At 60.0% G+C, this 11,901-nt stretch carries 15 protein-coding genes; 4 read left to right on the forward strand and 11 right to left on the reverse strand.

The features are described from left to right. Together ACIREA_RS15555 and ACIREA_RS15560 are read right to left on the reverse strand one after the other, a co-directional pair. A partial coding sequence (locus ACIREA_RS15555) for a DUF58 domain-containing protein (RefSeq protein ID WP_397383206.1) occupies window positions 1-297 on the reverse strand: 297 nt, incomplete at its 3' end. A 24-nt stretch (window positions 298-321) separates the two neighbouring features. After that, a complete protein-coding gene (locus ACIREA_RS15560) occupies window positions 322-864 on the reverse strand; it encodes a hypothetical protein (protein ID WP_397383207.1) in 543 nt (180 codons plus the stop codon). A 95-nt stretch (window positions 865-959) separates the two neighbouring features. Here ACIREA_RS15560 and ACIREA_RS15565 point away from each other — a divergent pair, with 95 nt between their 5' ends. Together ACIREA_RS15565 and ACIREA_RS15570 are read left to right on the forward strand one after the other, a co-directional pair. Beyond that, a complete protein-coding gene (locus ACIREA_RS15565) occupies window positions 960-1,637 on the forward strand; it encodes a hypothetical protein (protein ID WP_397383209.1) in 678 nt (225 codons plus the stop codon). Between the two features lie 44 nt (window positions 1,638-1,681). After that, complete coding sequence (locus ACIREA_RS15570) at window positions 1,682-2,365, forward strand: hypothetical protein (protein WP_397383210.1); 684 nt, start codon at window positions 1,682-1,684, stop codon at window positions 2,363-2,365. 13 nt (window positions 2,366-2,378) lie between these two features. On the opposite strand, the gene ACIREA_RS15575 is transcribed toward ACIREA_RS15570, so the two are convergent. The 3 genes from ACIREA_RS15575 to ACIREA_RS15585 form a co-directional block, all read right to left on the reverse strand. Continuing rightward, window positions 2,379-3,368, reverse strand: coding sequence for an AAA family ATPase (locus ACIREA_RS15575; protein WP_397383211.1), 990 nt, complete (start codon window positions 3,366-3,368; stop codon window positions 2,379-2,381). Window positions 3,369-3,428: 60 nt separating this feature from the next. Then, window positions 3,429-3,884 (reverse strand): hypothetical protein, encoded by a 456-nt coding sequence (locus tag ACIREA_RS15580; RefSeq protein ID WP_397383212.1) that lies wholly within the window; start codon window positions 3,882-3,884, stop codon window positions 3,429-3,431. 278 nt (window positions 3,885-4,162) lie between these two features. Next, the gene (locus tag ACIREA_RS15585; protein ID WP_397383213.1) at window positions 4,163-6,805 is read right to left on the reverse strand and encodes a DNA translocase FtsK; all 2,643 of its coding nucleotides are present in this window, start codon (window positions 6,803-6,805) and stop codon (window positions 4,163-4,165) included. Between the two features lie 160 nt (window positions 6,806-6,965). On the opposite strand from ACIREA_RS15585, the gene ACIREA_RS15590 reads away from it, so the two are divergent. After that, window positions 6,966-7,400 (forward strand): c-type cytochrome domain-containing protein, encoded by a 435-nt coding sequence (locus ACIREA_RS15590; protein ID WP_397383214.1) that lies wholly within the window; start codon window positions 6,966-6,968, stop codon window positions 7,398-7,400. Window positions 7,401-7,464: 64 nt separating this feature from the next. Continuing rightward, entirely contained in the window at window positions 7,465-8,505 is a 1,041-nt protein-coding gene (locus ACIREA_RS15595; protein WP_397383215.1) for an SAM-dependent methyltransferase, read from the forward strand. Here the strand turns inward: ACIREA_RS15595 and ACIREA_RS15600 are convergent. The 6 genes from ACIREA_RS15600 to ACIREA_RS15625 form a co-directional block, all read right to left on the reverse strand. Next, window positions 8,502-9,551, reverse strand: coding sequence for a fructose-bisphosphatase class II family protein (locus tag ACIREA_RS15600; RefSeq protein WP_397383217.1), 1,050 nt, complete (start codon window positions 9,549-9,551; stop codon window positions 8,502-8,504). The genes ACIREA_RS15595 and ACIREA_RS15600 overlap by 4 nt on opposite strands. Before the next feature lie 149 nt (window positions 9,552-9,700). Further along, complete coding sequence (gene mutM / locus ACIREA_RS15605; RefSeq protein WP_397383218.1) at window positions 9,701-10,513, reverse strand: bifunctional DNA-formamidopyrimidine glycosylase/DNA-(apurinic or apyrimidinic site) lyase; 813 nt, start codon at window positions 10,511-10,513, stop codon at window positions 9,701-9,703. Window positions 10,514-10,523: 10 nt separating this feature from the next. Next, window positions 10,524-11,000 (reverse strand): DUF3368 domain-containing protein, encoded by a 477-nt coding sequence (locus tag ACIREA_RS15610; RefSeq protein ID WP_397383219.1) that lies wholly within the window; start codon window positions 10,998-11,000, stop codon window positions 10,524-10,526. Continuing rightward, a complete protein-coding gene (locus ACIREA_RS15615; protein WP_397383220.1) occupies window positions 10,997-11,263 on the reverse strand; it encodes a UPF0175 family protein in 267 nt (88 codons plus the stop codon). Before ACIREA_RS15615 ends, ACIREA_RS15610 begins: the two co-directional genes overlap by 4 nt. Window positions 11,264-11,322: 59 nt before the next feature. Continuing rightward, window positions 11,323-11,760: a Fe-S cluster assembly sulfur transfer protein SufU gene (gene sufU, locus ACIREA_RS15620; protein WP_397383221.1), complete on the reverse strand. Its 438-nt coding sequence runs from the start codon at window positions 11,758-11,760 to the stop codon at window positions 11,323-11,325. Between the two features lie 2 nt (window positions 11,761-11,762). Continuing rightward, on the reverse strand, window positions 11,763-11,901 hold a 139-nt coding region (locus ACIREA_RS15625), incomplete at its 5' end, for an aminotransferase class V-fold PLP-dependent enzyme (RefSeq protein ID WP_397383222.1).

Consider the following 11,901-nt stretch of genomic DNA (forward strand, 5'->3'; position numbering starts at 1 on the left):
CGCCATGGAGGTGCTGGTGTCCAGCATGATGTGCAGGTTCAGCTCCTGAGTTTCCTCATAAAGACGCACGAAGAGCTTGTCGAGCCGCGCATACAAACGCCAGTCGATGGCGCGGTAGTCCTCACGCGGCGTGTAGTGGCGGTAGTCCTTGAACTCCCGCGTGAAGCCCGTGGCGGAGGTCGATTGCGACCCGCGCCGCATCAACTGCCGCCGCTTGCGCAGGCGCAGCGCCAGCACCCTCAGCCGGTCCAGAAAGGAGGCATCGAATAGGTCTTCGCGTTCGAGGGTTTCGGGCATTTAGGTGTGTCGGATCCGGCAATCTTATCGAGAAGTGTGCTCCACGCTCGCGATTGCTGCAAAGATACTCAACGGAATCAACAGGACAAAAATACGCAGCAACCACAGCAGAATGTCAGACTGCGGCTTGTGCGCCTGCGCCATGATTCCCGCAGCGCGCTGCGCCCCCACCACCGAAGCCAGCAGTTCGGAGGTCACGTCCTTGCCGCCCATGCAGTTGGTGTAAAGCGTCTGGATGGTGAAAAAGATGCCCCAGGGAATGCCCCACCAGCCCACCACCAGAGAAAGCAGGGTCCACGGCCAGGCATGCGCGCCCGGCCCATGACCCGCACGAATGTATTGAATGCCCGAGCTCCGCTGGAAGCTGATGACGATAATGGAAAAATTGTAGCGGAAAATCCGGAAGCGCCCGCCGCGCAGCACATCGTCCTCGATCTGCTGGAGGCTCATGCCTTCCGTCCCTGACATCGGGCGTCCTTTGTCGAGCAATGGCTGATTTAAGTAAGCGGAAACGTCGTCTTGAGACCAGGTATCGGTCGTCGCGGGCAAGGAAGGTGCTGTGTTCATGAGGAGTGGCGAGTCCCGTTTGAAGCAGGTTTTTTCAATCCTGGCAAGAATCTCTCTTGCGCTGGCTAAGATTATTTTGGTAAGCAGATACCTGCATGAAAATCCGCCCCCTAAATCACCCGCCGGGCTTCATCAGCCTGGGCTGCCTCGGTTACCTCATAGTCATCGCGCTCCTTTGGGGTGGCGGTCAGGGGGTCTACACGGCGTTGAAGAACCGCCAGCCGCTGCAGATCACGGTGAGTGATTACATTGCGAAGAAGCCGAATGCCGAATGGGTGACGCTGAAGGATGCGCAGCTGAATCTTCTCGAAGCAGCCCACAAAGAGCGGCTCGGAAAAATCTCCGAGATTTTCATTCCCGTGCGCCCCAAGGGTGAATCCACCGATGGCCCGGTGCACATCCTTCTTTCCACCAAAGATGACACCATCGTGGCGGCACTGGAGGACCTCAACAAATCCAGCGGCACCATGAAGGAGGCGCTGAATGCCGCCTCACGCCATGCGGACAAGCTCTTCATGCAGAAAGACGTCTCCGGCCTGATCCGCTTCGGCATTGATTCCGATGACAAGACACGAGCCAAACTGGCCAAGCTGGACATGAAGCTGGCTCCAGATTTCGTGATCATGAACGACGGCGCAGCCCCCAGCCTCTTGGGCAGCATGTCCATGCTGGGCATCGGGGTGCTGATCGGGTTTTTCAAGCTGCGCAAAGCAGGCAAGAGTGAACCGGCAACGCCACCGCCACCAGCCCCCAATTTGCCGCCGCGGGCTTAAAGCATGAGGAATGAATCTCCCATGATGAGGGTTCTGAAGGCCGCGTGAAAATCCGCCCCCTGAACCACCCGGCAGGCTTCACCAGCCTGGGCTTCCTTGGTTACATGGCCATCCTGGCCCTGCTGATCATCGGCGGCCAAGGTGTCTATGTGGCGCTGAAGAACCCAGACCCACTGGAGATCACGGTAGCCGACTACCTTGCCAAAAAGCCGAACGCCGAATGGATGACGCTGAAGGACGCGCAGATCAGTCTGGTGGAGGCAGCCTACAAAGCACGGCTGGGAAGAGTCGCGGAAGTTTTCATCCCGATAAGGCCCATCGGAGAATCCAGGGATGCACCGGTTCACATCCTCCTGTCCACGGAAGATCAAGCCGTCGCGGCCGCCTTGAAGAATCTGAGCCAGTCCAGCACCACGATGAAGAGAAAGGTCGCTGCCGCTTCACAGCAGGCGGACAAACTTTTTATGCGGCAGGACATCACCGGCCTGACCCGCTACGGCATCCTCTACGACCTTTTCATGCGGGCCCGACTGGCCAAGCTGAACATGAATCTGGCTGAGGATTTTGTGATTTTAAATGACGGTGAGTCCCCCAACTTCACGGTGAATCTCTGCATGGTGGGCGCAGGTCTGCTGATCTGGTTTCTCATGCTGTGCCGTGCGCTGAGTGACGCCCTCTGGAGATGGCGCAGACGGCGGGCTTTCCACCGCCAAAGATCGCAACAATGACAGCCTGCCTTCCTCACGCCGCCTGCTGCGCCGGTGTCTTCACCTGATCGAGCAGCTTGGTGATGATGTCGTCCACCTTCACCTGACCGGCTTCGCCTTCGAAGTTCAGGATGATGCGGTGGCGGAGTGAGACGTGGGCGATGGCGCGAATGTCGTCTGTGGAGACGGCGGTGGCGCCCTGGATGGCGGCCCAGACGCGGGCTCCGCGAATGAGGGCCTGCAGGCCGCGCGGACTGGCTCCGTAGGAGACGTAGCGCTTCACTTCAGGAAGCGCATCCGGCTGCTCGGGATGGCTGCTCAAAATCAACCGCGACGCGTAATGGGCCACGGGATCGGCCACAGGAATCTTCGAGAGCATCTGCTGCAGTTCGATGAGCTTCGGCCCGTCGGTCATTGTCGCGAGTTTCGGCTCGGTGAAGCCGGTGGTGCGGCGTGAGATTTCGACGAGCGAATCGAGATCCGGGAACGGCACTTTGATCTTGAACATGAAGCGGTCGAGCTGCGCCTCGGGCAGCGGGTAGGTGCCTTCCATCTCCATCGGGTTCTGCGTGGCGAGAACGAGAAAGGGTTCCGGCACCAGATGGCGTTCGCCACCGGTGGTCACGCAGCGTTCCTGCATCACTTCCAGCAGCGCGGCCTGGGTCTTGGGTGTGGCACGATTGATTTCATCCACCAGCAGCAGGTTCTTGAACACCGGGCCTTTTTCATAGCGCAGCGTGCGGTGGCCTTTCTCGTCTTCACCAATGATGTGCGTGCCCAGAATGTCCGCTGGCATCAGGTCGGGCGTGCATTGCACACGACCGGGCTCCAAGCCGACCACCTGCGAGAGCGTGCGCACGAGGTAGGTTTTGCCGAGACCGGGAACGCCTTCCAGCAGGACATGCCCGCCGGAGAAGATGGCGACCAGCACATCGCTGAGAAGTTCATCGTAGCCGACGATGGCTTTTTGCATCTCGGCCTTGAGGCTGGTGAACAGGGTGCGGAAGTCTGCGTGGTCGGACATGGGGCGATTCTCGCCAGCGGCTCCCATTGCGCAAGGGTGGTTGTCACCTTCGTAGTGATTTCACTTTTTGGCAGCGGCAGGCTTGGGATCCTTGGGGGGTGGTGCTGCTTGCAGCGGCCCCGGTGTACGCAATGGCGTTGACGCCACCGGCTTTTGATAAATGCCGCCTGGCTGCTCCGTCACAGGCGGCAGTCCCAGGGCCTCTCGCAGAAACTTAAGCGAGCGAGGCTGCGATTTTTCACTGGCTGCCAGCAGTGTCCTGACCTCGTCTGCGATCGATTCCACTTCGGCCGGCTGTGACTTGCGCAGCAGGCTCAGCAGCACCAATCCCAGCAGCGCGTTGTCCCGCTCCAGCTGAAGAATTTTCTCGTTCGCATCCTTCAGAATCTGGGCATGACGCACCGAGGTAGATCTGGCGCTCAGCTTCGCGTTCTCAGCCTCATACACGGCCTTGTCGATGCGTGAGTCCTGAAACAAGTCTGCCACATCACCAAAAAATAAGCTGCTAAGTTTCATCACCGATGAGGATTGAGGCTGGCGGCCGATTGTCGATTACAAAGTGACCAGCGGGATTCTCCACGGCGGGTGAAACGAATGGGTAGCCAGACTGGTTGAATCAGACAGGATTAACAAGATTCCCAGAATGACACAGGATTAGAACGTCGTGATTTGAGATCTCGTGCTGAATTGAGCCGATAAGCAAAATTTTGTTAATCCTGCCATCTTATTAATCCTGTCCAAAATTCGACCTCGGATCTCAATGCTGACTCATGGAACCTTGAGTGCGCTTCGGATCAATCCATCTGCACCAAAATCTCGCGCGGCTTGGCGCCTTCACCAGGGCCGATGATGCCGCGGTCTTCGAGGATGTCGATCATGCGGGCGGCTTTGCCGTAGCCGAGGCGCAAACGGCGCTGCAGCAGGCTGGTGCTGGCTTTCTTTTCCTGACGGATCACCTCAAGACACTTCTCCAGGCATTCCTGCTCGTCGGAGCTGACGCCATCTTCATCCCCATCTTCGTCATCGCCAAACTCGCCGCTTTCGTCATCGACTTTGACGTCAAAGACCGGCTTGCCCTGCGCGACGCAATGCTGCACCAGCGCGTGAATTTCGTCATCGGTGACCAGCGCGCCCTGGCTGCGGATCGGCTGCGCACCGCCGGGCGGCACGTAGAGCATGTCCCCTTTGCCGACGAGGTTTTCCGCACCTTTGCGATCAAGAATGACGCGGCTGTCCAGCGCAGATGAAACCTGGAAGGCGATGCGCGTCGGGATGTTCGCCTTGATGACGCCGGTGATGACGTCCGCACGCGGAGTCTGCGTGGCCACGATGAGGTGAATGCCGGCCGCACGCGCCATCTGCGTGATGCGGGCGATGGCCACTTCGATGTCCGCAGGTGCGGTCTGCATCAAATCCGCCAGCTCGTCCACGATGACGACGATGTAGGGCATCGTGTCAGGAATAACAACCTCCTGCCTGCGCGGCGGTGGGGCCTGGGAATCACCCAGCCAGGTGCCGCTGGCATCGCGCAATTCGTTGTCGCCATCCACGGTGCCGACTTCAGCGGTCTTCGGAGCCTCGTTTTCCTGCGCAGCCTCCTCGGCGAAAGCGGCGGAGACACGCGCGTCATCCACTCCGGCCTTGGTTTTCGCCTTGGCAGCAACGGTGGCTGCAGGCACGGGTGCCGCCGCAGCAGCAGCGGCATTGCGCGCACGGGCGGCGTCTGCCTCGGCCTTGCGTTTGATATTGCGGTTGTTGAAGGCTTCGAAGTTACGGCAGCCTTCCTGCGCAAAGATCTGGTAGCGGTTCTCCATCTCCTTAACCACCCAGCGCAGGGCCAGCAGCGCCTTCTTGGGATCTGTCACCACCGGCAGCGCCAGATGCGGCAGCTCCTCGTAGTTCTGCATTTCCACGACCTTGGGGTCGATCATGATGAAGCGCAGCTCGTCCGGCGCAAAACGGCAGATCAAACTCGTGATGATGCTGTTGATGCACACACTCTTACCACTGCCCGTGGCACCCGCGACGAGCAGATGCGGCATGGCTGCGAGATCGCCAATGATCGTCTTGCCATACACGTCCTTGCCCAGTGCGACGGGGAGCTTGGACTTGCCGTTGACGAACACATCGTCTTCCAGCAGTTCACGCAGCGGCACGATGGTCTTCTCCGAGTTTGCCAGCTCGATGCCCACGGTATCCTTGCCGGGAATCGGCGCGAGGATGTTGATTCGCTCCGCGCGTGTGGCGCGGGCGATGTCCGCATCCAGATTGGCGATGCGGCTCACGCGCAGACCATCGACGGGACGCACTTCATAGCGGGTGATGGCAGGGCCACGGGTGATATCCCCCGGCTCCACGCTGATACCAAAACTTGCCAGCGCTTTGACGATGGTGGCCTGAATGCCAAGAAGCTCGCTCTTGTCCGTGGGAGCACGATTCGTTTCCTCCGGCCATTTCAGCAGCTCCATGGAGGGCAGCTTGTAGTCCTTGAAAAGCTTGGTCAGATTTCCCAGCGAGCCATGCGGCGCCTGCTCCATCTTCTGCGCACGCTTCTGTTCCCAGACTTCGGCCAGCTTCGGCTTGTCGCTGCGGTCCTCATGCGCACGGGAAACGGAGGAGTCGATGATCTTCGGTGGTGGCGGATCAAACTTGAGCGGCAGCTCCATGTTGGTGGCCGCAGCAGCAGGCGTGTCCCCGCGCAGCTCCATGCCCTTGTCCTTCTTCTTCCGCCGCAGGCCTTCCGGCACGGGCGTCACGGTGCCAGGAATGGTGTTCGCGGCTTCCTCGGCCAGTTTCTCCAGGATCAGGCGCTGAGCCTCGCGCTCCGCCTTCCAGCGTGTCAGTTCCAAACGAATGTTTTGGATCACCGTCAGGGGGTGCTGGCCGGTCACGAGGAAGAGTCCGCCCATGTAAATGGTGCCGAGAACCAATGTGGCCCCCACCTTGCCGAGCAGATGCTTCAAGAAAGTGCCGCCGATGACATAGCCCAGCCCGCCCGAACCGCCCAATGGGGTGAAATGATCCCGCTCACTGAGCAGGCTCTGCACTTCCAGCAGCGCGGCGCCGCTGATGATCATGACGGCCACGCCCAGCCAGGCGGCGCGGGTGATCTTCATCTTGGAGTGCAGTTTGCAAACGCCAAACCACGTCATGCTGAAGGGCAGCAGATAGGCCGAAAAGCCCATGAGCCAGAGCATGTGCCCCGCCACCAGCGCGCCAATGCGGCCGACAAAATTATGCGTCGTGTCCCCGGAGGATTCCGACAGCGCCAGGAAGGACCAGGACGGCATGTCGCGCGGATCATACGAGATCAGCGCCAGCAGCAGCATGGCCGCCAGCATCAGCAACAGGATGCCGAAGACGTCATTCCATGGGCTTTCCTTCTCGTCCGTAGATCGGGCGCGAGGGGGGCGGGAGGCAGCAGCGGCACGACTCATGACAACAATCTGGTAATTGTGGCAGACGAAATTATTTAAGGCTACCGAAATATTTACCTTGCCTCACTTTTGTGAATCGGCTTCGATCCGTTCCGGGTTGCTGCTTGACCGCAAAAAATCCCGCGAACATCTTTGTCCGTTGCTACGTCACACCACAATCATGAAAAACACCCTCGCCCTCACCCTTGCCGCCGTGCTTGCCCTCGGCGTCTCCGTCACCTCCACCACCAGCGCGCAGGACGCAGGCAAAGTGGACTTTGAAAAGCAGATCCTCCCCATCCTGAAGGAGAGCTGCTTCAAGTGCCACGAGAAGGAGCACGAAGACAATGGCAAGATCAAGAAGCCCAAAGGCGGCCTGCGCCTCGACAGCGCTGCTGCCATCATCAAAGGCGGCAAAGAATACCCGGATGAAAACGTCGTGGCCGGCAAGCCTGACGCCAGCTGGCTGGTGAAGACCATGGCACTTCCTGACACCGACGACCTGGCCATGCCTCCTGAAGGCAAGGGCGACCGTGTCACCCCGGCCAACATCGACCTCATCAAGAAGTGGATCACCGAAGGTGCCAGCTTCGGAGCTTGGAAGGGCGTCGAGTAATTTTTCAGTAACCCCATTCACCACGGAGGGCGGAGCCTTGGCTCCGCCTTTCTTTTTCCCCTTTATGAACACACCTTTTCGTTTCACCACCTGCCGGGCCGGATCTGAAGCCACGCTCAAGCGCGACATCGCCAGCCACTTTGTCGGTGAACTCACGCCTGCGTTCATGAAGCCCCAGTTCATCACCTGGAAGGTGAAGCATCCAGGCTTCAGCCCTCCGAAAAACCTCAGCCACTTTGCCCGCGTCAGCGGCATCTCCCTCGGCCTGTGCAAAACACTGGCCGAACTGGTCGAGCACGCCCGCAGCCTCGGCAGCAAGTCCCTTCGCCTGCACGTCTTCCCGCGCATCACGGCAGAGGACGGTGTGGAAGCCGCCACCTGGCAGCGCATCGACGCACTCACCGCTGAAATCACCACCGCACTCGCACAGGCGGGTGTCGCGCTCGAAACCGCCCCTACCATCGCTCAGGGCGATCTCATTCTCGACGTCATCGTCGGCGAAACGAATGAAGAGCCCCTCTTCCTCGGCTGCCACGAGCATCAACCTGGCATGCATACCGATCCCGGTGGCCTGCCCCGCATCGCGCTGCCAGAAGACGTTCCCTCACGCGCCTGGCTCAAACTCGAACAAGCGCTTGCCTGGCGTGGCTGGGATCAGCTTGATCTGAGCGGGCAGACCGCCCTCGACCTCGGCTGCGCTCCCGGCGGCGCCACCTATGCACTGATTCAACGCGGCATGAACGTTCTCGGCATCGACACCGGTGAAATGGACCCGCGTGTGCTCGAACTCGCCAAAGCCAAAGGTGTCCGTTTCGACCACTGGCGCACTGCCGCAGGCCGGCTCAATCTCACCGCCTTGCCACGCGAAGCCGCGCTGCTGCTGTGTGACATCAATCTCGCCCCGCCGCTGGTGATCCCCGAGATTCAACGCATTCAGGATGCCGTGCAGGCACGGCGGCTGATCCTCACGATCAAGCTCAATACCCCCGCCCTCGAAGACCGAGCCCACGAGTTCATTGACACCATCCGCGACTTCGCCCCTTCCCCCGTGTTTGCCACGCAGCTTGCGGGCAATCGCCGGGAGATTTGCATTTGCGCCGGTTAAGCCCGCAGCGGCACCACCTTGCGGTCCAGATCATGCGTGGCGTGAATGCGGCGCACTGTGCCACTGCGTGAACGCATCAGGATGGAATGCGTTTCCACGCGGTGACCGACGAGCCGGCAGCCGGGCAGCAGGGGGCTGTCGCTGATGCCCGTGGCGCAAAACAAGGCGCTCTCTCCCACGATGAGTTCATGCACGCGGAAGACCTGCTCCATCTCAGCAGCAGGCGTGTACGCCGCGACTTCGGCGCGGTGGGCTTCATCATGAAACCACATGCGCAGCTGCATGTCTCCACCGAGACATTTCAGCGCGGCAGCGGCCAGAATGCCTTCGGGAGAGCCGCCCATGCCCACGTAGAGATCACAGTTGGACTCTGACATCGAGGGCGCGACAGCAGCAGCGATGTCGCCATCCGTCACCATTCTCAAGGCAGCGCCGGAGCGGCGGATCTGCTCGACGATCTCGTGATGGCGCGGACGATCCATGGTTGAAACGACAAGGTCGCGTTCACGCTTGCCCAAGGCCTGGGCCACAAAGGTGATGACATCCTGCAGCGGCATGTCGAGGAAGCAACGGTCTCCCCTGCCCTCCAGCGCCTTCTTCACCGCCGGCCCGTAGGCGATCTTGTGGCTGTAGAAGCTCGGAATGCTTTTCATGGCGCACGGCGCACCGTCAGGAATCTGCGCCGCAGCGATGACAGAGATGCTGTTAGGCAGTCCTTTGGCAATGTTGCTGGTGCCATCAATGGGATCGAGAGCGATATTGAAGCGAGGTGATCCATCGCGCCAGGTCCCTAGGTGTTCACCCACGAAAATGCCGGGCGCGTTGTCCTTGATGCCTTCACCGATCACCACCTCACCACGAATGTCGAGGATGTCGAAGACGCCATAGATCGCGCTGCAGGCGACTCCATCTGCGAGCTCTTTTTCACCCCGGCCAAGCCAGTGGATGGCCTGCAATGCGGCGTTTTCCGTGGCACGCACGAATTCAAATTCGAGGACACGCTCTAAATCGTGAGCACTGCGCAGCGGTGGTAAAGACGTGGACATGGCTCAGCAATGTTGAATGACGAATGACAGAATGACGAACGAAAGAATCACAACTTTTTTGCCCTTTCCCCCAACAAGCTTGTTGGAATCGCCTGCCAGCGCCACTCGCGTTTGATTCGCGGGCATTCGCGCTTCGCGTTGGATCCCGCCTACTTCTGGCAGGTCGGACAAAAAAACGTCGAGCGCTGCCCCTGAACAATGCGCTGGATCTCCGTTTTACAGACGCGGCAGGGCTCACCAGCCCGATCATAGACGCGCAGGGTGAGCTTGAAGTAACCGGGCTCGCCGCTCTCGTTCAAAAAGTCCCGCAGCGTGGTGCCGCCCATTTCGATGGAAGCCGCCAGCACCTCGCGGATGGCCTGCACGAGTTTCCCAAGCTTCGGCTTCGTCACTTTTCCAGCCGCCTGCCGGGGATTGATGCCCGCCATAAACAAGGCCTCGCTGGCGTAGATGTTGCCAACGCCGACCACGACATGAGCATCCATGATGACCTGCTTGATCGCTGCCGTCTTGCCCTTGCAGGCCGCCTGCAAATGCTCCGCCGTGAAGTCATCCCCCAACGGCTCGGGGCCAAGGTCTTTGAGCAGCGCATGCTCCATGGGATCCCCCTCAATCCACAACGCCGCGCCGAAGCGACGCGGATCGTGCAGACGCAGTTGCTTGCCGCCCTCCAGCGTGATGGCCAGATGGTCATGCTTCTTGAAGGGCGTTTCCGCAGGCAGCACACGCAGGTTTCCCGACATGCCCAAATGCAGCAGCAGCGTGCCTTTGGGAGATCCAAACAGCAGGTACTTCGCCCGGCGCATGCCTGTCTCAATCCGGCAGCCTTCGAGTTCATGAATCGTGTCCGGCACCGGCCAGCGCAGCCGCTTGTCCCGCACGATCACCTCCCGCACCCGTTTGCCAATCACATACGGCGAGACACCTCGCAGTGCGGTTTCGACTTCGGGGAGTTCAGGCATGGTGGTGAATTTACAATTGCGAACGGATGGCGTCGAGCACCTGCGGTGAAACGCGGAAGTTGGTTTCCTGGGTCAGCTTCAAGACAGCCTGATCAAAATCGAGCAGTTGACGTCGGGCGGCATCTGCAATGACGGCAAGAATACCGGAGACGCGAAATCCGAGGCGCTGGGCGATCTGACGGCCTTTACGTTCATCCATAAGCAGTAAATCAGCGGCCTGCTCATGGGCCAGGCGTATGGCGGCTACCTCACCCTCATCCAGGCGGGCGAGTTCACTGTGAGTCCATGACGAAACCGACGTGACAACGACCAGCCAGTCAGGTGGTTTGGCGGTCCAAGCCCGCAGCGCAGCGGGTGACATCGAATGCTGACATTTAGCGAGCACTTCCGGCGGGCAAAGAATGCGGCCATAAAGCACTGGCAGCACATCGACATGACCGATAGCGACGAGGTAGCGCAGCGGAGAAGTGTCGCTGATGACAATCACGCAGCACCGAGAGCGCGAAGGTTGTTCAGATCCTCCATCACTTCACTGGCGCTCGGATCAGGCCAGGCACCATGAGCGGCGAGAAAGTCCTCCGTCTCCCAACGCGAGGCATGGCCGAGCAACTCCCGAATTTCCGCCGTCGAGAACGTGCCGGAACGGTACGCCTGCACGGCGTAGCCTTCAATAAAACGTCGGTGCACCTCATCCACCGCACTGCCAATGGAGGCAGCAAGGCTGTCCGGGATGGTCATGGTGAGTGTCATGCGGCAAATTACGGTCCCGATCCGACCTGACAAGCATTTGCTCAGGGAGTTTCAGCACACTACTTCCCCTCCAGCGCCTGCTCCAGCGCGCGCCAAGCCAGCATGGCGCACTTCACACGCTGGGGAAATTTTTGCACGCCTTCGAGGAGGATGAGTTCGCCAAGGGCGTCTTCGTTGGCGGGGGCCCCGTCGCCCATGACCACGCGGCGGAAGTCTTCGCGCACGGCGGCGGCTTCGTCCTTGGACTTGCCTTTGATCTTCTGCGTCATCATTGAGGCGCTGGCCTGGCTGATGGCGCAGCCCTGGCCGGTGAACTTGAGGTCTTCGATGTCCCCTTTGTCAGACACACGCACCCAAACGTCGATTTCATCGCCGCAGGAGGGATTGTCGCCGTGGGCGTGGAGGCAGGGCGGTGGGAGTTCGCCGCTGTTGCGCGGGTTCCGGGAGTGATCAAGGATCACCTGCTGGTAGAGGTCGCGGAGGTCGTCAGAGAGCATGGTCAGGTGAAGAACTTACGCGCGAGGAGCAGTACTTCGACGAGGCGATTGATCTCTTCGAGCGTGTTGTAGAAATAAAAGCTGGCGCGGGTGGTGCCGGGCACCTTGAAGCGCTTCATCAGCGGCTGTGTGCAGTGATGC

Source organism: Prosthecobacter sp., assembly GCF_044373815.1.
In the GTDB taxonomy this organism is placed as follows: Bacteria; Verrucomicrobiota; Verrucomicrobiia; order Verrucomicrobiales; family Verrucomicrobiaceae; genus Prosthecobacter.